This window comes from Pseudomonas sp. 910_21 (assembly GCF_052850735.1).
This window is the reverse complement of sequence record NZ_VXCY01000008.1, coordinates 280,084-301,294: the sequence shown is the minus strand read 5'-3', so window position 1 is coordinate 301,294 and position 21,211 is coordinate 280,084. Positions and strand designations below refer to the sequence as shown.

The following is a 21,211-nucleotide window of genomic DNA, read 5'->3' as shown; positions in this document are numbered from 1 at the left end:
CTGGCGCACGCTACTGGATTCGCTTTCTAGCCACTCTGGAAGTGGAGCCAGGACCTTCAGCCCTGCACGCCCGCTTATCAGAGGTGCCCTTCTAAGGCGCAGACGGTACTCCCATCCGCGGGGCGTTTCAAGCTCATGCCGATGGTCGCCTGACGTCTTTACACCGCAAATCACCGGGAGTTATAAAAACCGCTAAAACCGCAACTCAATCGCAGGATGGAACCCATGAATCAAAACCAGCGTGACTACAGTGAAAAGCGCGATTACATCCGTATGCGGGTGGATGCCGAGGTCACGCTGATCCACCAGGGACAGGTGATAGAAGCGGTCTGCATTGACCTTTCCAGCAGCGGTATGCAGGTCCAGGCACCCCGCTCATTCCAGGTCGGCGACCAACTGAGTGTGCGTATCGACTCGGAGCACGCAGCCCTCAGAGGCCTGGAAGCGGAGACGGAAGTGGTCTGGGTCAACTCACAGGAGGGTGGAAGCCAGAAACTTGGGCTTACAATCCTTAAGATGAAGTAAAACGTCTCCCCCATGAAAAAGGCGGCCTGAAGGCCGCCTTTTCAGTTTCTGCTGGACAATCGCCTGATCAGAAGTCGTCTTCGACCTGACCATCCTTGACCTTGAATTCGCGGTTCTGCAGATAGGCATTGCGAATGAAGGTATAGCGATCACCGCGGATCAGCTTGTCCGCAGCCAGCAGGCTGGCACGAGTATCAACCACGTTCACGCCCATGGTGATGTTGCGCGCGGGAATGTCGTTCATGTAGCGATAAGGCAAGGTGTAGCTGTCCACATACTTGGCCGGCGCATCACGCAGGGTACTAGGGCCCAGCAACGGCAACATCACGTAGGGACCGCTCCCCACGCCCCAGTAGCCGAGGGTCTGTCCGAAGTCTTCGTCGTTGCGCTGCAGCCCCATCTTGGTACCGACGTCAAAGAAGCCCGCCAGACCCAAAGTGGTGTTCATCAGCAGGCGCGCAGTATCCACACCGGCGGCACGGGGCTTGGCCTGGAGGACGTCGTTGGCCAGGTTGCCGACGTCACCGAGGTTGCGGAACATGTTGTGGATGCCGTCTTCCAGAAACTGCGGCGTTACAGCCTGATAGCCTTGAGCCAATGGCTTCAGGGCATAAGTGTCGAGGGTGTCGTTGAACGTGAAGATGGGACGGTTGATGCTTTCCCATGGGTCCTCTTCGGCCGCCTGGGCGACCAGGGGAGCCAGCGTCACACCGGCACTCATACATAGCGGAACTAGATAACGGCTCCAGCGCATAGCAGGAAACTCCTTGGATTGTTCTCTCGTGGGGCTATGCCCTGAGGTTAGGCTCAGGAGTATAAAACGGATAGGCCTGTTTAGGCAGCATCACTGCAAGCAGCCTTCACGCATCAGTCAGTCAATCCTGTTCGCATTCACCTCACTGTCACCTGCATGTCATCTTCCCCGGCTAGCCTCGAAAGGAATTTCAAGGACGTTGATATGCCCCACGCCGATGCCTTAGCCCAGACTGCAGCGCCTTTGACCGCCGTGCTCTTCGGCCTCAGTGGCTGCCTGGTGGATTTCGGTGCGCGCTCGCGCCTGCAAACCACCACGCGCCCTGGCCCGGAACAGGCCCGCACCACTCCCGGTGCGCTGGATACCTTGCGTGATCTGCAACAACTGGGCATTCCCTGTGCCTGGCTCGAGCAACTACCCTGCGCCAGCAGCAGCCACCTGGCAGCCGCCCTGCCCGACTGGATCAAACCCACTCCCGCCGTCCCCGCTCCCTGGCCCGCTCCCGACGCCTGCTGGCAGGCACTGATGACCCTCAAGGTGTCCCACCTCGATGGCTGCGTACTGGTCAGCGGCGAACCACAACTTCTGCAGTCGGGGCTCAACGCCGGTCTCTGGACCATTGGCCTGGCTTCCTGCGGCTCCCTGTGCGGCCTGACGCCCAGCGAATGGCAAGCGCTGAGCGAGCAAGAGCGCGAACTCAAGCGCGGCAAGGCCACCATGCAACTTTTCGGTCTGGGGGTGCACTCGGTTATCGACCACCTGGGGGACTTGAACACCTGCCTGGCGGACATCGAACTGCGCCGGCTCAAAGGCGAAAAACCCTGACATAAGCCTGTTGATCAGGATCATGCACAGTGCCTGGGAGTGGATTACTCTAAGCCGTGGGCATGGACCTTTGCCTCAACCGCGCGGTCCATCCCTGTGCCTATCAATAAAGGGAGAACGCCATGCCTGCCCGCGAACTGCAAGAACAACTCGATACCCTGCGCGAGCAATTGGAGCAGAACCCACCGCTTTCGGAAGCCGAGCGCGCCAATCTGCAGGAACTGATGCAGCAGATCGAGCTGCAACTCAAGCTGGAGACCAGCACCCACGACGCCAGCCTCGCCGACGGCGTCAACCTGGCAGTGGAACGCTTCGAACTGGAACATCCGGCCATCGCCGGAACCCTGCGCAATATCGTCCAGACCCTGGGCAACATCGGTATCTGATGGCGCCCGACAACACCACCCCATAAAAACAAAGCCCCGCATCATCTGCGGGGCTTCTGCTTACTGGCGAACCAATCGCTGATTGGCGAACTCCGCCGTTTCGGTACTGCGGTACGGATTGATATCCAGCCCGCCACGACGCACATAGCGAGCGTAGACGGTGAGTTTCTCGGGTTTGAGCAACCGCTGCAGATCAAGGAAGATCCGCTCCACGCATTGCTCATGAAAGTCCGAGTGCTGACGGAAACTCACCAGATAGGCCAGCAGGCTGGCGTGATCCAGCGCCGCACCACGGTACTCCACCACGACACTGCCCCAGTCCGGCTGGCTGGTCACAGGGCAATTGGATTTGAGCAAGTGGCTGTGCACGCTCTCCTCCACCACTTGCGAGTCATCGCAACGCAACAGTTCCGGTCGCGGATGCTCATAGCTGTCGACGCTGATATCCAGCTCGTCGATGCAGATGCCTGGCAGTGCCACTACACCTTGCGCCTCGACCTCCCCAAGGCTGCGAATACGCACACCCACAGGCTTGCCTGCCGCGGCTGAGAGATCCTGACGCAAAGTCGCCTCAAGCGTCGTTCGATCAGCGAATGGAGTCTGGTTCAGCGAATTGAGGTACAGCTTGAAAGACTTGGACTCGATGATATTCGGCGAATCAGCAGGAATGCTGAATTCGCCAATGGCCACCACCGGCTTGCCCGAAGGCAGCAGCCAGGACAATTCGAAGCAGTTCCAGAAATCCACTCCCTTATACGGCAGGGTATCGGCACTCAAGCCCAGCTCGGCCCATTTCGCCGCCCGAGGAATCGGGAACAGCAGGGATGGCGTGTAAGTGGAAACGTATTCACTGGACTTGCCCAGCGGCGAATGTTCGGCTGCGGGATGCATGGCGGAAACCTGACTGAAGAATCAGCGGATTCTACCAGCCTTTGCTTCCACCTTTGAGCCCCGAGCGCTTACGGACTGACCGTCAGCTTGCCGACCATGCCCGCCTGGTAGTGCCCGGGAATATTGCAGGCGAACTCCAGGCTGCCGCTTTTGCTGAAGGTCCAGGTCAGCTCGGCCTGCTTGCCCGGCTCCACCAGCACACTGTTGGGATCATCATGCTGCATGCCGTGATCCATGCCCGCCATGGAGCCGTGCCCCATGGCTGCGTGATCCATGGTTTTCATTGCCGTAGGCGTAAGCATCCCGCTTTGCTGCATCTTGAGCATCTCCTGCTGGTGCTCGGCATGCATCGCCGCATTGCCCAAGTTGAACTCATGGAGCAGCTGCCCCTTGTTGATCAACACAAAACGTACGGTCTCGCCGGCCTTGATCTCCAGGGCCTTGGGACTGAACGACATATCGCCCATCACCACCTCGACAACCCGAGTGGCCTTAGCGGCCGCGGCCGGCTGACCGAAGTCATAAGAGGCTGCCGGTGATGCCCATAGCGGAACGCTCAACAGCATCAGACAGCCTCCCACGGCCGAGCGGCTTCGCAACAACAGGTTTTGCAGATTCATCATCAGGCTCCAACAAGATCAGGATTGAGCATGTGGCAAACTCTAACGGCCCAGCGCTGCCAGCCAGCTGACGGCTAGATTACAACTTTGTCAGTTTGATCTGCCCAGGGGCCCCGGCAAGGTATAAAGCCCGGGCTCCACAAGCCACGAGTGCCACCATGAAACTGTTGATCGTCGAAGACCAGCCGAAAACCGGCCAGTACCTGCGCCAAGGCCTGAGCGAGGCCGGCTTCAATGCCGAGCTGGCGGCAGATGGCAATACCGGCCAGCACCTGGCGCTGACCGGTGACTACGCGCTGTTGATTCTCGACGTGATGCTTCCGGGGCGCGACGGCTGGCAGATCCTCCAGGCCGTACGCAGCGCCGGCCTGGACATGCCAGTGCTGTTTCTCACCGCCAGGGACGCCGTGGAGGACCGAGTCCACGGCCTGGAGCTGGGAGCCGACGACTATCTGGTCAAGCCCTTCGCCTTCTCCGAACTGCTGGCCCGGGTTCGCAGCCTGCTGCGCCGGGGCAGTGTGATTGCCCAGGAAACCACTCTGCAACTGGCTGACCTGCGCCTGGACCTGATCCGCCGCCGCGTAGAACGCAGCGGCCAGCGCATCGATCTGACCGCCAAGGAGTTCGCCCTGCTGGAAATGTTCCTGCGACGCCAGGGAGAAGTCCTGCCCAAATCGCTGATCGCCTCCCAGGTCTGGGACATGAACTTTGACAGCGACACCAACGTCATCGAAGTGGCGATCCGCCGCCTGCGCCTGAAAATCGATGACGATTACCCGAACAAGTTGATCCATACCGTACGCGGCATGGGTTATGTGCTCGAAGAGCATCCGGCCTGATGCGCCGCCTGTCACTCAGCGCACGCCTGGCGCTGCTGTTCGCCGCCTGCACTGCCGTGGTCTCGTTGTTGGCAGGGGTGCTGTTCAGTCGCGCCAGCGAAGCCCACTTCATCGAGCTGGACCAGCAACTGCTGGACGGCAAGCTGATCGCCCTGCGCAGCGTCTTGCGGGATGTGACCGAGGCCAGGGATTTTGCCCGGCATCAGGCAAGGCTGCAGGATGAGCTAAGCCATCAACCGGACCTGGCCCTGCGGATCATCGGCAGCGACGGCCAGCTCTGGTTCGACAGTGCTCCTGCCCTGCCCGCCTCCTTGCCCAGCGACACCGGCCTGCACAGCCTGAATCTGAGCAGCGCCGCCTACCGGATCTACACCGCGCCGCTCAAGCCAGATCAAGCCGACTCGCCACGGCTGGCCCTGCTGCTGGATATCACCCACCACCAGCACTTTCTGCAGCGCATGCAGCATCTGATCTGGCTCACCGTAGGCCTCTCGGCCCTGGCCACTGCCCTGCTTGGCGCCTGGTCCGCCCGCAGCGGTCTGCGCCCCTTGCGCCGCATGAGCGCAGTGGCCGCAGGAGTATCCGCCAGTTCCCTGACCCAGCGCCTGCCCCAGGCACAGATGCCCGCCGAACTGGCCGACCTGGCCAGCAGCTTCAACGCCATGCTCAGCCGCCTTGAGGAATCCTTCCAACGCCTTTCGGCCTTTTCCGCCGATATTGCCCACGAATTACGCACGCCCCTATCGAACCTGCTGACCCATACCCAAGTCACCCTGACCCGTCCGAGACCGATCGAAGACTACCGCGAAGCCTTGCACAGCAACCTCGAGGAACTGCAGTGGATGGCACAACTGGTCAACGACATGCTGTACCTGGCCAAGGCCGACCACGGGCTGCTGGCCCCGAAACGCGAAGCACTGGAGTTGGCCGAGGAAACCGACATGCTATTGGAGTTCTATGGGCCTCTGGCGGAAGACACGAACGTCAGCCTGAGTCGTGAAGGCCATGCCGGCTTTGTCGGCGATCGCAGCATGCTGCGCCGAGCGCTGTCCAACCTGCTGGACAATGCCCTGCGCTTCACTCCCCCTGGAGGATCGGTCCAGGTACGGATCAGCGACAGCCCACAGAACTTGAGCCTGAGCATCGAAAACAGTGGAGAGGGTATTGCCAGGGAGGTACTGCCGCGCTTGTTCGACCGCTTTTACCGGGCAGACCCGGCGCGGCGCGAGGGCAGCAGTGAACATGCGGGATTGGGGCTGGCGATCACGCAATCGATCATTCGTGCCCATGGCGGGCAGATCCGTTGCGAATCAGAGGCGGGCTGGACCCGCTTTGTGATCGAGTTGCCGAGCAAGCGTTAAGAGCCGGCTCCTACACCAATCAGGCAGGAGCCGGCTTGCCGGCGAAAGCGGATCTCAGGAATACCGCAAAGCGTGAGCCGGCTCGACTTTGGACGCGCGCCAGGCCGGATACACAGTCGCCAGGAAACTCAGAACGAAGCCGGCACCGCAGATCAGCGCCACATCCCCACCCTGCAGTTCGGAAGGCAGATTGCTGACGAAGTACACGTCGGAACTGAAAATCTGCTGGCCGCTGATCCGCTCCAGCCAGCCCACCAGCTCGCTCACGTTCAACGCCGCAATGACCCCCAGCACGCCACCAATCAAGGTACCGACAATCCCGATTACCGTGCCCTGAACCATGAAAATCGCCATCACTTGCCGCGGCGTGGCGCCAATAGTGCGCAGGATCGCGATGTCCGCGCCCTTGTCGTTCACCACCATGATCAGGGTGGCAATGATGTTGAACGCTGCCACTGCGACAATCATCAGCAGCAACAGACCGATCATGGTCTTTTCCATCTTCATCGCGCTGAACAGGCTGCCTTGGGTGTGGGTCCAGTCATCGGCCCGGAAGTCCGCACCCAAGCCCTTGGCGATATCCACCGCTACCTGTGGTGCGGCATACAGATCCTTGACCGCCAGGCGCACGCTCTGCACCTGATTGGGCTGCCAGTGCTGCATCTGCGCCGCATCGGCCATATGGATCAGGCCCATGGAGCCATCCAGTTCGGCGCCCACCTTGAACACCCCCACCACGTTCAGGCGCTGCATACGCGGGGTGATGCCCCCTGGCGCCGTGCTCACTTCAGGCACGATCAGGGTCAGCTTGTCGCCGACATTCAAGCGGAAACGCCGGGCCGTGATCTCGCCGATCACCACGCCGAATTCGCCGGGTTTCAGGTCTTGCAGGCTGCCCTGGACAATATGCTGGGCAACGATAGACACCTTGCCCTCCTGGGCCGGATCGATACCGCTGATCTGGATCGGTTGCATCGCCCCCTTGTAGGAGAGCATGCCCTCCATCTCGGTAAAGGGCACCGCCGCAGTGACTTCCGGATTCTTCAGCGCCGCAGCGGCTACTGGCTGCCAGTCATCGATGGGCTTGACCCCCACGATGGTGGCGTGAGGCACCATACCGAGGATGCGCGAGCTCATTTCCCGCTGGAAGCCGTTCATCACCGACAGCACCACGATCATCGCCAGCACGCCCAGGGCGAGGCCGATCATCGAGGTCATGGAAATGAACGAGACAAAACGATTGCGCCGCTTGGCGCGGGTGTAGCGCGTGCCGATAAAGATCGATAAGGGTCTGAACATGGGCAAGGCACCCTGGAAAAATTAATGACCCGGTGTCGACGGACAAGCCGCCGACACCGCGTGCGGCCGCATCAGATGGCGACCAGGTGACCTTCTTGCAGGTGCAGTACGCGATCCATCTGCCGGGCCAGGTTCATGTCGTGCGTCACCACCAGGAAGGCGGTACGCATCGAAGTGCTGAGCTCCAGCATCAGGTCCTGAATGCCCTGGGCAGTATGGGAGTCGAGGTTGCCGGTGGGTTCGTCGAGCATCACCAGCCCCGGCTGGTTCACCAGGGCCCGAGCGATGGCTACTCGCTGACGCTCACCGCCGGACAGCTCGGCCGGCTTGTGCTCCAGGCGATGACCCAGGCCGACTCGCTCCAGCAGCGCGGTTGCACGCTGACGGGCTTCAGGGATCGGCGTGCGGCCGATCAGCAGCGGCATGCAGACGTTTTCCAGAGCGGTGAACTCTGGCAACAAGTGGTGGAACTGATAAACAAAACCCAGAGCACGATTGCGCAATTGACCACGGGCCTTTTCACCCAGTGCCGAAAGCTCCTCGCCGGCCAGCCAGACACTGCCTTTGGTCGGTGTATCCAGACCGCCCAGCAGGTTGAGCAAGGTACTTTTGCCAGAACCGGACGTACCCACGATGGCCACTCGCTCCCCCGGATGCAGCTCCAGTTGCAGGCCGGAAAGGACCACCACAGACTCCGGGCCTTCCTCGTAGGACTTGCCCAGGTCACGGCAGCTCAGGATTGCTTTTTCACTCATGCCCAACTCACTCATAACGTAGCGCCTCCGCAGGCTGGGTGCGCGCTGCACGCCAGGCTGGATACAGGGTGGCGAGGAAACTCAGGACCAACGCCGCACCGCAGACCATCAACACGTCCTCGGCCATCAGTTGCGACGGCAGGTAGTCGATGAAGTACACGTCGGCGTTCAGGAATTTGTGTCCGATCAGGCCTTCGAGGGCGGAGATCGCGGCGCTGACATTCAACGCGGCAAGCATCCCCAGCACAGCGCCGATCAGGGTACCGACCACACCGATCACCGTGCCCTGGACCATGAAGATCGCCATGATGGTGCCCGGCGTGGCGCCCAGGGTGCGCAGAATGGCGATGTCGCCCTTCTTGTCGTTCACCACCATCACCAGGGTCGAGATAATGTTGAACGCAGCCACCGCGACGATCAGCAGCAACAGCAGGCCGATCATGGCTTTTTCCATGCGGATGGCCTGGTACAGGTTGCCGTGGGTACGGGTCCAGTCACGGGCGTAGAAATGATTCTCACCCAGTTGCTGGGCGATTTCCCAAGCAGTGCGTGGAGCCTGGAACAGGTCGTCGAACTTCAACCGCAGGCCCTGGACCTGATCCGGCTTCCAGCGATGCAGGCGCCCCAGGTCTTCAAGGTTGGTCAAGCCCAGGTAGCCGTCGATCTCGCCAGCGCCAACGTGAAAGATGCCCACCACGGTAAAACGCTTCATCCGCGGGAACATGCCGGCGGGGGTTACCGTGACCTCCGGGGCAACGAAGGTCAGCTTGTCTCCCAGGCCAACACCCAGCTTGGCGGCCGCCTTGTCGCCGATGACGATACCGAAACTGCCAGGAGCCAGAGCATCCAACTGCCCCTGCTGCATGAAGTGGTCGATGATCGACACCTGCCGCTCTTTGCCAGGATCTATGGCGTTGAGCAGCACCTTCTGCACCTGGCCATTGTTGGTCAGCAGGCCCTGCATCTGGGTGAAGGGTGCCACCGCCAGCACTTTCGGGTTCTGCTTGACCTTGTCGGCCAGGCTTTGCCAGTCGCTGATGGGTTCACCGGATTCGATGGTGGCGTGGGGAACCATGCCCAGCACGCGGGTGCGCATCTCATGATCGAAGCCGTTCATCACCGACAGCACCACGATCATCACGATCACGCCGAGGGCGAGTCCGATCATCGAGGTCAGGGAAATGAATGACACAAAATGATTGCGACGCTTTGCACGGGTGTAACGCGTGCCGATAAAAGCAAACAGAGGTCTGAACATGTCGGGGCTTGTGCAGAGGAAAAGAAGACGTCCTTGTGGCGGGGCCTGGTAAGCAGCTTTACACTCAGACCACTGCCTCTACCATGGGTTCGCCATGTCGACATTAGATGAAGAAGATCGCCGCGAATACTACCGTATCGAGGACACGATCGCACTGGAAATTAGCCCCTTGTCCGCCCACGACGCGGCGAGCAAGGAAGTGTTGCAGGATGAGTCTCCGCTGTTCAATTTGCTCAGCGAACTGCACCTGAGTGAATTCGAATCCCAGCACCTGCTGCGCCAGGTCAGCGAGCGCGATCGCACCCTGGCCAGCTACCTCAAGGCCATGAACAAGCGCATCGACCTGCTCAGCCAGGTGGTGGCGCAGACGGTGTTCGGCAAGTTCGGGGAGCCGCAGCGGGTCACCCTTTCCGAAGGCGGCATCGAGTTCAACCACCATCTTAGTTATCCCAGCGGCAGCCAACTGGCAGTGAAACTGCTCTTGATGCCGCAAGCCCTGGGCCTGCTGCTGCGAGCTCGGGTCACCCATTGCGAGCCACACAGCTTCGGCACCTTCGAGATCGGCACCGAATTCGAAGCATTGACCGATGCCCAGCGCCAGCTACTGGCGCGCTATATCCTGCAAAAACAGGCCCAGCAACGCCGCCTGGCCCGGGAACAGAGTGATCCCGCCGCTGGTTGAGCCGCAAGCCTGACCCCTCTTAAGGAACAACATCCGTGAAGGAGCAATTGTGACCCTGATCTATGGCCATCGCGGCGCTAAAGGCGAAGCACCGGAAAACACCCTGACCAGCTTTCAGGAATGTCTCAAGCACGGCGTGCGCCGTTGCGAGCTCGACCTGCACCTGTCCATGGACGGCGAGCTGATGGTGATTCACGACCCGACCCTCAAGCGCACCACCGACCGGCGCGGCAAGGTGGTAGAGCATTCCGCCGCCGAACTGGTGACCTACGATGCGCGCAAAGGCGGCCCGGGCTGGGTCAACCCCTGTCCCATTCCGCGCTTGGAAGAACTGTTCGAAAAATGCGATTTCGAACACTGGCAGCTGGAGGTCAAGAGCGCCTCGCGCACCCGCGCCGCCACCACCGTGCTGGCAATTCGGGAAATGGCCCAACGCTTCGGCCTGCTGGACAAGGTCACGGTGACCTCAAGTTCTCGGGAAGTGCTGAAAGCCGCAGTCGAGCTGACCCCGGACCTGTCTCGCGGGCTGGTAGCCGAATACGCCTGGCTCGACCCATTGAAGGTCGCCCAGAGCTATGGCTGCGAGATTCTTGCGCTGAACTGGACCCTGTGCACCCCGGAGCGGCTGCAACGAGCGCAGCGTCAGGGCTTGCATGTGTCGGTGTGGACAGTCAACGAGCCTGCGCTGATGCGCAGGCTCGCCGACTTCGGCGTAGATAGCCTGATTACAGACTTTCCCGGTTTGGCCAGCGCCACTCTCGAGAATTACTGAAATCGGTCTCCCCGGCCGGCTCAGGCCACCGGCCGGAGCCGCTCAAAAAAGCCGGTTGAGGCCGTCGTACGCCGCTACCCGATAGGCTTCGGCCATGGTCGGGTAGTTGAAGGTGGTGTTGACGAAGTACTTCAGGGTATTGAGCTCGCCCGGCTGGCTCATGATCGCCTGGCCGATATGCACGATCTCCGAAGCCTGGTAGCCGAAGCAGTGCACGCCAAGGACTTCCAGGGTTTCGCGGTGGAACAGGATCTTCAGCATGCCTTGCGGCTCGCCGGCGATCTGCGCACGGGCCATGCCCTTGAAGAACGCCTTCCCAACTTCGTATGGCACCTTGGCTTGGGTCAGCTCCTGCTCGTTCTTGCCGATGGAGCTGATCTCGGGAATGGTGTAGATCCCGGTCGGTACGTCGTTGACGAAGCGCCAGCTACCGTTGTCGACAATGCTGCCGGCAGCGGAGCGACCCTGGTCATGGGCGGCACTGGCCAGGCTCGGCCAGCCGATCACGTCACCGGCGCCATAGATGTTTGGCACGCAGGTGCGATAGTTCTCGTCAACTTCGATCTGGCCGCGGCTGTTGACCTTGACGCCGATATTCTCCATGCCCAGCTTGTCGGTGTTGCCGGTACGGCCGTTGCACCAGAGCAAGGCATCGGCCTTGATCTTCTTGCCCGACTTCAGATGCAGGATCACTCCGTTGTCGACACCCTCAACGCGGTCGTATTCCTCGTTGTGGCGCACGGTGATGTTGTTGTTGCTGAAGTGGTAGCTCAGGGCCTGGGAAATCTCCGAGTCCAGGAAACTCAGCAACTGGCCACGGTTGTCCACCAGCTCAACCAGCACGCCAAGACCACTGAAGATCGAGGCGTATTCGCAGCCAATGACCCCGGCGCCATAAACGATAAGTTTGCGCGGGGTGTGGCCGAGGCTGAGGATGGTGTCGCTATCGTAGATACGCGGGTGGCTGAAATCGATGTCCGCCGGGCGATACGGGCGCGAGCCGGTGGCGATGATGATGTGCTTGGCTACCAGCTTTTCCACCACGCCATTGGCACAGACCACTTCCACGGTCTGCTCGTCGGCAAAGCTGCCAGTACCGAAGAACACATCGACCCGGTTGCGGGCGTAGTAACCGGTGCGCGAAGCCACTTGTTTGGAGATGACCTTCTCGGCGCTCTTGAGCACGTCCGGGAAAGAGAACCAGCGCGGCTCGCCAATAGCCCGGAACATCGGGTTGGTGTTGAACTGCATGATCTGCCGGACCGAGTGACGCAGGGCCTTGGACGGAATGGTACCCAAGTGGGTGCAGTTACCGCCGACCTGGCGACGGCTATCGACCATCGCCACTTTGCGTCCTGCTTTCGCGGCGTTCATTGCCGCACCTTCTCCAGCGGGGCCTGAGCCCAGCACCACTACGTCGTAGTTGTAGACAGCCATGCGTACTCCTCAGAACAGGCCGAGATGCCCTTCTGGCATCTCCGGCTAAATCATGCCGCGGCCAGCGACATGAAGGATCAATTTGGCTCGGTTACGAACCCGGGCACAGTCTATAGAAGCGTCAACGCCGCGCACATTAACCCTTGGTCGCGTCGTAGGCTACTTTTGCCTGCACTACAGGACCCACAAGCGTGCGCAGAGTTATTGTTTTTGCCCGCCCAGAAACGCATCGAAGGCCGGGTTGCTGCGTGTGACGAAACCTTTATCGGCACGCATCACAAAAAATGCGCCAATGCGGTGTTTTTCCGCGTAGTCCCAGCCCGCTTCGGGCCCAAGAATCAGTAACAGCGTCGACAGGCCATCGGCCATGAGTGCCGAAGGATGAATCACTGTCACTGAGGCCAGCTTGTGAGTGATGGGCTTGCCGACCCGGGCATCGAACGTATGGGAAAAACGCTGACCGTCCTGCTCGAAATAATTACGGTAGTCGCCGGACGTGGATACGCCATAACCGTCCAGGGCGATCACCCGCTGGGCCACCTGCTGGTCGTCCCGCGGCTCCTCCAGGGCGATGCGCCAGGGCGAGCCGTCCACCTTGTGGCCCACCGCCTTGAGCTCGCCGGTGGCCTCAACCAGAAAGTTGTCGACGCCCAATTCCGTGAGCCGGGCAGCCATTCGATCCACAGCGTAACCAGCGGCAATGCTGTTGAAATCCACCTCCACGGCCGCGTCCTTGCACAGCTGCGCACCCTCGATACGCAAGTGTCCATGCCCAACCCGCTGCTGTACCTGCGCCAACGCCGGGGCACTGGGGACCTTTTCCTCACGCCCCTGGGGGCCAAAGCCCCAGAGATTCAGCAAGGGCTCCACTGTCAGGTCGAAGGCCCCGTCACTGTCACGAGACAACTGTTCGCCGACACGCACCAACTGCAGCACCGGCTCTGGCATCGACTGGCAGCTGTTGGCCGGCAGCTCATTGAAACGCTCGATATCCGAGTCACTGCGATAGGTGGACACCTGCCGGTCGACCTCAGCGAGGATCCCGTCGATTTCGCGCTTGACCAAAGACACTGCCGGGCCATTGGAATGACGCACGTACTGTACGGAGTAGGTGCTACCCATGGTCGGACCAGAGGTGCTTTCCAGGCGATCGCCACCGCATCCCTGCAAAAGCACTGCCGCCCCCCACAATGCGCCCCCTAGATACCGACACTTACCCAACAAGGCTATCCCTCCTGATCAACCGCCCCGGAGGGTCGATTCGCCACACAAGACGCCATTATGCGACAGACGGAACCTGCTCGCGCGCCTCCCCTCACCCCTCGTTTACTGCATAAGCCTTGACCTAGAGCCATCAAACCCATCCAAGAGTTTTTGTTGCCTGAAGGCCCTCATACACATATGGTTACAAAACTGTTCAGCGTGCAGCCTCGAGCCCCGACTTTGCAGTAAGGGACGCATAACGACCAGGGATTGCTAACAAGACAGCCAAAGTGAGTGAAAAAATGTCCACGACCACGGGCAAAGGCAAGGCGATCTTTCGCGTTGTCAGCGGCAACTTTCTCGAGATGTTCGACTTCATGGTCTATGGCTTCTACGCCACTGCAATCGCCAAGACCTTCTTTCCTGCCGACAGCGCCTTCGCCTCACTGATGCTGTCCCTGGCCACCTTTGGCGCCGGCTTCCTGATGCGCCCCCTGGGGGCGATCTTCCTCGGTGCCTACATCGACCGTCACGGCCGCCGCCAGGGCCTGATCATCACCCTGGCACTAATGGCCGCGGGCACCGTGCTGATTGCCTGTGTGCCGGGCTACGCCACCCTCGGCATCGCCGCCCCGCTGCTGGTGCTACTGGGTCGCTTGCTGCAGGGCTTCTCCGCGGGCGTGGAGCTGGGCGGCGTGTCGGTGTACCTGGCCGAGATCTCGACGCCAGGCCGCAAGGGCTTCTTCGTCAGCTGGCAATCGGCAAGCCAACAGGCGGCCGTGGTGTTTGCCGGCTTGCTGGGGGTGGGTCTGAACCACTGGCTGAGCCCCGAACAAATGGGTGAATGGGGCTGGCGCGTGCCGTTCCTGGTGGGCTGCATGATTGTTCCAGCGATCTTCATGATCCGCCGCTCTCTCGAGGAAACACCCGAGTTCCAGGCCCGCAAACATCGCCCTACCTTGCAGGAAATCATCCGCTCCATCGGCCAGAACTTCGGCATCGTCATCGCCGGCATGGCCCTGGTGGTAATGACCACCGTGTCCTTCTACCTGATCACCGCCTACACCCCGACCTTCGGCAAGGCCGAGCTGCACCTGTCGGACTTCGACGCCCTGCTGGTGACCGTGTGCATCGGCCTGTCGAACTTCTTCTGGCTGCCGGTCATGGGCTCGCTGTCGGACAAGATCGGCCGCAAGCCACTGCTACTGGGCGCGACCATCCTGGCCATCTTCACCGCTTACCCAGCGCTGTCCTGGCTGGTAGCCAACCCCAGCTTCAGTCACCTGCTGATCGTCGAGCTGTGGCTGTCCTTCCTTTATGGCTCGTATAACGGCGCGATGGTGGTGGCGCTGACTGAAATCATGCCAGTGGAAGTGCGCACCACCGGCTTCTCCCTGGCCTACAGCCTGGCCACTGCGACCTTCGGCGGCTTTACTCCAGCGGCCTGCACCTACCTGATCCATGTACTGGGTAACCAGGCAGCACCGGGCATCTGGCTCAGTGGCGCGGCGGTGCTGGGGCTGATCGCTACCCTGGTACTGTTCCGTGGCAACCGCCACGAACTGCGTACCGCGCAAGCGGCTGGCGGCGCCTGATACACAGCTTCGCCGGCAAGCCGGCTCCTAAGGGATCATGCCGGCGTGGCTTGTCGGCGAAACCTGCGGGAACGACGTTGTTGCAAGAATCGACTTGCCGGCGATAGCCGCAAACAAAAACGCCCCGACGAGTCGGGGCGTTTTCATTTCAGCTGTCGCTTAGCGTGGGAACGCTGGCGGGTTGACCCCAGCCATGTCTTCCATCACGCGTACTACCTGGCAGCTGTAACCGAACTCGTTGTCGTACCAGACATACAGAACAACGCGGTTGTCCTGAACGATGGTCGCTTCAGCGTCGACCACACCGGCGTGACGCGAACCCACGAAGTCGGTGGATACCACTTCCTGCGAGTTGACGAAGTCGATTTGCTTGTGCAGATCAGAATGCAGCGCCATGTAGCGCAAGTACTCGTTCATCTCTTCACGAGTGGCGGCTTTCTCAAGGTTCAGATTGAGAATAGCCATCGACACGTTTGGCGTCGGAACGCGGATCGCGTTACCGGTCAGCTTGCCGGCCAGCTCAGGCAGGGCCTTGGCAGCAGCGGTAGCAGCACCGGTCTCGGTGATGACCATGTTCAGCGCAGCGGAACGACCACGGCGATCGCCCTTGTGGAAGTTGTCAATCAGGTTCTGGTCGTTGGTGTACGAGTGAACGGTTTCGACGTGACCATTGATGATGCCGAACTTGTCATTCACAGCCTTCAGCACCGGCACGATGGCGTTGGTGGTGCAGGAAGCGGCGGACACGATCTTGTCGTCAGCGGTGATCTCGGCATGGTTGATACCGTGCACGATGTTCTTCAGCTTGCCTTTGCCAGGCGCGGTCAGAACAACGCGGTCGATACCCGGGCAGGCCAAGTGCTGACCCAGACCATCGGCGTCACGCCATACACCCGTGTTGTCCACCAGCAGCGCGTCTTTGATGCCGTACTGGGTGTAATCCACCTCGGTCGGGTTCTTCGCGTAGATCACCTGGATCAGGTTGCCGTTGGCAGTGATGGTGTTGTTTTCTTCGTCGATGGTGATGGTGCCGTTGAACGAACCGTGCACCGAATCGCGACGCAGCAGGCTGGCGCGCTTGGTCAGGTCGTTTTCGGCGCCTTTGCGCACGACGATGGCACGCAGACGCAGGCCGTCGCCACCACCGGTTTTCTCGATCAGGATGCGCGCCAGCAGACGGCCGATACGACCGAAACCGTACAGCACCACGTCAGTGCCTTTGCGAGCCGAAGCATTTTGCTGACCAACCACATCAGCCATTTCTTCGCGAACGAACTGCTCGGCGCTGCGGCCATTGCCTTCGTTACGGAATTTGAACGCCAACTTGCCCAGGTCTACCGAAGCCGCGCCGAGCTTGAGCTCGCTCATGGCTTTAAGCAGAGGGAATGTTTCGTGGACGGAGAGTTCGCTATCGTCGGAGGAACGGTGGCGAGCAAAGCGGTGGGCTTTGAGAATCGCGATGACAGACTGGTTGATCAGGCTGCGGCCATAGATCGAGCTCACCACATTGTTATTGCGGTAAAGCTGACCGATAAGCGGAATCATCGCTTCTGCGAGTGCTTCACGGTCGATCCATTCACCAAGACACTGGTCGGGCTTCTGAGTCACGGGAACCTTCCACATGTAGGGGCAGAAAAAAGGGGCTACATTATGACGCCGAGTCCCTCTCGTAGCAATGCGCGCCTGTCGTGCAGAAGGTAACAAAAAGCCCTTGCAAAAAAATATCACTGCGCTACAGCCCAGTAAAACCGGGGCTTCCAGCACCGTCAATTTTTTGAACATGCCGGCAACCTGTCTGTAACCCTCCGTAACACCAGCCCGATCCGGCACTACATTTCGCTGTAAAAAGCGCATTTTGTTGTCATAGCCACTACATTTCCCCTAACCGGCGTAATAGACGCATCAGCCACTGACAGTGGCCGCCCGGGACCGTTACAATTACCGACTTTGTCGCAACGCTTGGAGCTTGACCGTCCGTGCCCGTCCTGCGTCTACCGCTACTCCCTGCCGCCGCCGGTAAACAGCATTGGGGCAATCTGCCCGGTGCCGCCCTGAGCCTGGCCATCGCCGAAGCCGCCAGCGCTGCCAAGCGCTTTACCCTCCTGCTGACTGCCGACAGCCAAAGCGCTGACCGGCTGGAACAGGAGCTGAGCTTCTTCGCCCCGGATCTGCCGGTGCTGCATTTCCCCGATTGGGAAACCCTGCCCTACGATCTGTTCTCGCCCCATCAGGACATCATTTCCCAGCGCATCGCCAGCCTGTATCGACTCCCGGAACTGGAGCACGGTGTGCTGGTGGTGCCGATCACCACCGCCCTGCACCGCCTGGCGCCGACCCAGTTCCTGCTGGGCAGCAGCCTGGTGCTGGACGTTGGCCAGAAGCTCGATGTGGAACAGATGCGCACCCGCCTGGAAGCCAGCGGCTACCGCTACGTCGACACTGTCTATGAACACGGCGAATTCACCGTGCGCGGCGCCCTGATCGACCTGTTCCCCATGGGCAGCAAGTTGCCTTACCGCATCGACCTGTTCGACGACGAAATCGAGACCTTGCGTACCTTCGATCCGGAGAACCAGCGCTCCATCGACAAGGTCGACTCGGTGCGCCTGTTGCCGGCCAAGGAATTCCCTCTACAGAAAGAAGCGGTGACCCGTTTCAAGGCGCGCTTTCGCGAACGCTTCGACGTGGACTTCCGCCGCTGCCCGATCTTCCAGGACCTGAGCAGCGGGATTACCCCGGCCGGTATCGAGTACTACCTGCCACTGTTCTTCGAAGACACCTCGACCCTGTTCGACTACCTGCCCCAGGACACCCAGGTGTTCTCCCTGCCGGGCATCGAGCAGGCCGCCGAAAACTTCTGGAACGATGTGCGCAACCGCTACGAAGAGCGCCGCGTCGATCCATCGCGCCCCCTCCTGCCTCCAGCAGAACTGTTCCTGCCGGTGGAAGACTGCTTCGCCCGCCTGAAAAACTGGCCGCGCGTGGTGGCCAGCCAACAGGATATCGAGACCGGCGTCGGCCGCGAACGTTTCCCAGCCCACGAATTGCCCAACCTGGCCATCGAGGCCAAGGCCAACCAACCGTTGGCAGCGCTCTCGGGCTTTCTTGACGAATTCCCCGGCCGAGTGCTGTTCACCGCCGAATCCGCCGGCCGCCGGGAAGTGCTGCTGGAGTTGCTGGAACGCCTCAAGCTGCGGCCGAAGACCGTCGACAGCTGGCCGGATTTCGTCGCCAGCAAGGAGCGCCTTGCGATCACCATCGCTCCACTGGACGAAGGTTTGGTGCTGGACGATCCGGCCCTGGCCCTGGTGGCGGAAAGCCCGTTGTTCGGTCAGCGAGTGATGCAGCGCCGGCGCCGGGAAAAACGCGCCGATGCCAACAACGACGCGGTGATCAAGAACCTCACCGAGCTGCGTGAAGGCGCGCCGGTCGTGCACATCGATCATGGTGTCGGCCGCTACCTGGGGCTGGCCACACTGGAAATCGACAATCAGGTCGCCGAATTCCTCACTCTGGAATACGCCGAGGGCGCCAGGCTCTATGTGCCCGTGGCCAACCTGCACCTGATCGCCCGCTACACCGGCAGCGACGATGCACTCGCCCCACTGCACCGCCTGGGATCGGAAGCCTGGCAGAAAGCCAAGCGCAAAGCCGCCGAACAGGTGCGGGACGTGGCGGCCGAGCTGCTGGACATCTACGCCCGCCGCGCCGCCCGGGAAGGCTATGCCTTTGCCGACCCTAAGGCCGACTACGCCACCTTCAGCGCCGGCTTCCCCTTCGAGGAAACCCCGGACCAGCAAAGCACCATCGAGGCCGTGCGCGAAGACATGCTCTCGGGCAAACCGATGGACCGACTGGTCTGTGGCGACGTGGGCTTCGGCAAGACCGAAGTGGCCATGCGCGCCGCTTTCATTGCAGTCCACGGCGGCAAGCAAGTGGCAATCCTGGTGCCTACCACCCTGCTCGCCCAACAGCACTACAACAGCTTCCGCGACCGTTTCGCCGACTGGCCGGTGACCGTGGAAGTGATGAGCCGCTTCAAATCGACCAAGGAAGTGAATGCCGCAGTGGCGGACCTGGCCGAAGGCAAGATCGACATCGTCATCGGCACCCACAAGCTGCTGCAGGACGATGTGAAGATCAAGAACCTGGGGCTGGTGATCATCGACGAAGAACACCGTTTCGGGGTGCGCCAGAAGGAACAGCTCAAGGCCCTGCGCAGCGAAGTCGACATCCTCACCCTGACCGCTACGCCGATCCCTCGGACCCTGAACATGGCGGTCTCGGGCATGCGAGACCTGTCGATCATCGCCACGCCACCGGCGCGACGCCTGTCGGTGCGCACCTTTGTCATGGAGCAGAACAAGAGCACGGTCAAAGAGGCTCTGTTGCGAGAACTGCTGCGTGGCGGCCAGGTGTACTACCTGCACAACGACGTGAAAACCATCGAGAAATGCGCCGCCGACCTGGCGGAACTAGTGCCCGAAGCACGGATCGGCATCGGCCATGGGCAGATGCGCGAACGCGAACTCGAACAGGTGATGAGCGACTTCTACCACAAGCGCTTCAACGTGCTGATCGCCTCGACCATCATCGAGACCGGGATCGACGTGCCGAGCGCCAACACCATCATCATCGAGCGCGCCGACAAGTTCGGCCTGGCCCAACTGCACCAGTTGCGTGGCCGGGTCGGCCGTAGTCACCACCAGGCCTACGCCTACCTGCTGACACCACCGCGCCAGCAAATCACCCCGGACGCCGAAAAGCGCCTGGAAGCTATCGCCAACACCCAGGACCTGGGGGCCGGTTTCGTGCTGGCCACCAACGACCTGGAAATTCGTGGCGCCGGCGAACTGCTGGGCGACGGCCAGAGCGGGCAGATCCAGGCTGTGGGCTTCACCCTTTATATGGAGATGCTCGAGCGCGCGGTGAAAGCCATCCGCAAGGGCGAGCAGCCGAACCTCGACCAGCCTCTGGGGGGCGGCCCGGAAATCAACCTGCGCCTGCCGGCACTGATTCCCGAGGACTACCTGCCGGATGTCCACGCCCGCCTGATCCTCTACAAGCGCATCGCCTCGGCGACCGACGAGGACGGCCTGAAGGATCTGCAAGTGGAGATGATCGACCGCTTCGGCCTGCTGCCCGAGCCCACCAAGAACCTGATCCGCCTGACCCTGCTGAAACTCCAGGCCGAAACCCTGGGAATCAAGAAGGTCGACGGCGGCCCTCAAGGCGGGCGCATCGAGTTTGCCGCGGATACTCCAGTGGACCCATTGGCGCTGATCAAACTGATCCAGGGCCAACCCAAACGCTACAAATTCGAAGGTGCAACCCTGTTCAAGTTCATGGTGCCAATGGAACGCCCGGAAGAGCGCTTTAATACACTGGAGGCGCTGTTTGAACGCCTCACCCCGAAAACTGCTTGAAGGACGCCCCATGCGCCTATTCCGCTCCCTGACCCTGCTCCTGACTCTGGTCGCGCCGATGGCGTTTGCCGACGACCTGTATCAGGTGGAAATGATCCTTGTCCGGCAGAACGCCGAGCCGCAGATCCTCAGCCGTGCCGCCCCGGAAGACTGGGCCACCGGCGCTCAACATCTGAGCCCGGACAGCCAGCGCACCCCATCCCTGGGCGGGATCGTCGAGAAGCTCAATGCCAGCGGCAACTACAGCGTGCTGCTGCACAAGGCCTGGCAGCAGACCCTGGGGGAAACCCCGGTCAAGGTGGCCCTCAGCGACGGGCCGGAACAATTCGGCCAGTTCCCCATCGAAGGCACCCTGAACCTCAAGCTCGGGCGCTTCACTGATGTGGACGCGGATTTCTGGATCAACCAGATCGACAGCAATGGCCTGGTGACCCGTAGCGAGCGCCTGAAGCAGCAAAGTCACACCAAGAACGGTCAGCTCAACTACCTGGATAACGGCCATCTGGCGCTGCTGATCAAGATCACCTCGCTCACCGCACCGGCACCTCGCCCTGCTCCAACTGAAATACCGGACTGATCGAAG

19 protein-coding genes are annotated in these 21,211 nt (G+C 60.9%); 10 read left to right on the top strand and 9 right to left on the bottom strand.

Going from position 1 to position 21,211, the window contains the following annotated elements:
- Nucleotides 1-225 precede the first annotated feature (225 nt).
- Nucleotides 226-525: a PilZ domain-containing protein gene (locus FW796_RS24800; RefSeq protein ID WP_346631765.1), complete on the top strand. Its 300-nt coding sequence runs from the start codon at nucleotides 226-228 to the stop codon at nucleotides 523-525.
- Nucleotides 526-592: 67 nt separating this feature from the next.
- Here the strand turns inward: FW796_RS24800 and FW796_RS24795 are convergent, their stop codons facing one another.
- Nucleotides 593-1,279 (bottom strand): MlaA family lipoprotein, encoded by a 687-nt coding sequence (locus tag FW796_RS24795; protein ID WP_346631766.1) that lies wholly within the window; start codon nucleotides 1,277-1,279, stop codon nucleotides 593-595.
- 204 nt (nucleotides 1,280-1,483) lie between these two features.
- Here FW796_RS24795 and FW796_RS24790 point away from each other — a divergent pair, with 204 nt between their 5' ends.
- Nucleotides 1,484-2,104: an HAD family phosphatase gene (locus FW796_RS24790; RefSeq protein ID WP_446440204.1), complete on the top strand. Its 621-nt coding sequence runs from the start codon at nucleotides 1,484-1,486 to the stop codon at nucleotides 2,102-2,104.
- Nucleotides 2,105-2,226: 122 nt separating this feature from the next.
- The gene (locus FW796_RS24785; protein ID WP_102863756.1) at nucleotides 2,227-2,490 is read left to right on the top strand and encodes a DUF4404 family protein; all 264 of its coding nucleotides are present in this window, start codon (nucleotides 2,227-2,229) and stop codon (nucleotides 2,488-2,490) included.
- 60 nt (nucleotides 2,491-2,550) lie between these two features.
- On the opposite strand, the gene queF is transcribed toward FW796_RS24785, so the two are convergent.
- Nucleotides 2,551-3,381 carry an NADPH-dependent 7-cyano-7-deazaguanine reductase QueF gene (gene queF / locus FW796_RS24780; RefSeq protein WP_402891288.1) on the bottom strand — a complete coding sequence of 277 codons (831 nt, stop codon included), beginning with the start codon at nucleotides 3,379-3,381 and terminating at the stop codon, nucleotides 2,551-2,553.
- 68 nt (nucleotides 3,382-3,449) lie between these two features.
- The gene (copI, locus tag FW796_RS24775; protein WP_446440203.1) at nucleotides 3,450-4,001 is read right to left on the bottom strand and encodes a copper-resistant cuproprotein CopI; all 552 of its coding nucleotides are present in this window, start codon (nucleotides 3,999-4,001) and stop codon (nucleotides 3,450-3,452) included.
- A 158-nt stretch (nucleotides 4,002-4,159) separates the two neighbouring features.
- On the opposite strand from copI, the gene FW796_RS24770 reads away from it, so the two are divergent.
- Nucleotides 4,160-4,840 (top strand): heavy metal response regulator transcription factor, encoded by a 681-nt coding sequence (locus FW796_RS24770; RefSeq protein ID WP_446440202.1) that lies wholly within the window; start codon nucleotides 4,160-4,162, stop codon nucleotides 4,838-4,840.
- Complete coding sequence (locus tag FW796_RS24765) at nucleotides 4,840-6,201, top strand: heavy metal sensor histidine kinase (protein WP_446440201.1); 1,362 nt, start codon at nucleotides 4,840-4,842, stop codon at nucleotides 6,199-6,201. The genes FW796_RS24770 and FW796_RS24765 overlap by 1 nt, the downstream gene beginning before the upstream one ends.
- 54 nt (nucleotides 6,202-6,255) lie before the next feature.
- On the opposite strand, the gene FW796_RS24760 is transcribed toward FW796_RS24765, so the two are convergent.
- From FW796_RS24760 to FW796_RS24750, 3 genes are all read right to left on the bottom strand, one after another.
- The gene (locus tag FW796_RS24760; RefSeq protein WP_404938891.1) at nucleotides 6,256-7,500 is read right to left on the bottom strand and encodes a lipoprotein-releasing ABC transporter permease subunit; all 1,245 of its coding nucleotides are present in this window, start codon (nucleotides 7,498-7,500) and stop codon (nucleotides 6,256-6,258) included.
- 71 nt (nucleotides 7,501-7,571) lie between these two features.
- A complete protein-coding gene (lolD, locus tag FW796_RS24755; protein ID WP_346631773.1) occupies nucleotides 7,572-8,255 on the bottom strand; it encodes a lipoprotein-releasing ABC transporter ATP-binding protein LolD in 684 nt (227 codons plus the stop codon).
- Nucleotides 8,256-8,262: 7 nt separating this feature from the next.
- Complete coding sequence (locus FW796_RS24750; protein ID WP_102863763.1) at nucleotides 8,263-9,513, bottom strand: lipoprotein-releasing ABC transporter permease subunit; 1,251 nt, start codon at nucleotides 9,511-9,513, stop codon at nucleotides 8,263-8,265.
- A gap of 94 nt (nucleotides 9,514-9,607) precedes the next feature.
- Between FW796_RS24750 and FW796_RS24745 the strand changes: the two genes are divergently transcribed.
- Both FW796_RS24745 and FW796_RS24740 read left to right on the top strand, forming a co-directional pair.
- Complete coding sequence (locus tag FW796_RS24745; RefSeq protein ID WP_346631774.1) at nucleotides 9,608-10,195, top strand: PilZ domain-containing protein; 588 nt, start codon at nucleotides 9,608-9,610, stop codon at nucleotides 10,193-10,195.
- Between the two features lie 49 nt (nucleotides 10,196-10,244).
- Nucleotides 10,245-10,967, top strand: coding sequence for a glycerophosphodiester phosphodiesterase (locus tag FW796_RS24740; RefSeq protein ID WP_346631775.1), 723 nt, complete (start codon nucleotides 10,245-10,247; stop codon nucleotides 10,965-10,967).
- A gap of 42 nt (nucleotides 10,968-11,009) precedes the next feature.
- On the opposite strand, the gene sthA is transcribed toward FW796_RS24740, so the two are convergent.
- Nucleotides 11,010-12,404, bottom strand: coding sequence for a Si-specific NAD(P)(+) transhydrogenase (gene sthA, locus FW796_RS24735; protein ID WP_011060278.1), 1,395 nt, complete (start codon nucleotides 12,402-12,404; stop codon nucleotides 11,010-11,012).
- 201 nt (nucleotides 12,405-12,605) lie between these two features.
- A complete protein-coding gene (locus tag FW796_RS24730; RefSeq protein WP_446440200.1) occupies nucleotides 12,606-13,526 on the bottom strand; it encodes an FAD:protein FMN transferase in 921 nt (306 codons plus the stop codon).
- A gap of 383 nt (nucleotides 13,527-13,909) precedes the next feature.
- Here FW796_RS24730 and tcuC point away from each other — a divergent pair, with 383 nt between their 5' ends.
- Nucleotides 13,910-15,202: a tricarballylate/proton symporter TcuC gene (gene tcuC, locus FW796_RS24725; protein ID WP_446440199.1), complete on the top strand. Its 1,293-nt coding sequence runs from the start codon at nucleotides 13,910-13,912 to the stop codon at nucleotides 15,200-15,202.
- Between the two features lie 159 nt (nucleotides 15,203-15,361).
- On the opposite strand, the gene FW796_RS24720 is transcribed toward tcuC, so the two are convergent.
- On the bottom strand, nucleotides 15,362-16,825 hold the full coding sequence (locus FW796_RS24720; protein ID WP_346632073.1) for a glyceraldehyde-3-phosphate dehydrogenase: 1,464 nt from the start codon (nucleotides 16,823-16,825) through the stop codon (nucleotides 15,362-15,364).
- 353 nt (nucleotides 16,826-17,178) lie between these two features.
- Between FW796_RS24720 and mfd the strand changes: the two genes are divergently transcribed.
- The gene (mfd, locus tag FW796_RS24715; RefSeq protein WP_446440198.1) at nucleotides 17,179-20,628 is read left to right on the top strand and encodes a transcription-repair coupling factor; all 3,450 of its coding nucleotides are present in this window, start codon (nucleotides 17,179-17,181) and stop codon (nucleotides 20,626-20,628) included.
- A gap of 10 nt (nucleotides 20,629-20,638) precedes the next feature.
- Nucleotides 20,639-21,205 carry a CsiV family protein gene (locus FW796_RS24710; protein WP_346631779.1) on the top strand — a complete coding sequence of 189 codons (567 nt, stop codon included), beginning with the start codon at nucleotides 20,639-20,641 and terminating at the stop codon, nucleotides 21,203-21,205.
- Nucleotides 21,206-21,211 lie beyond the last annotated feature (6 nt).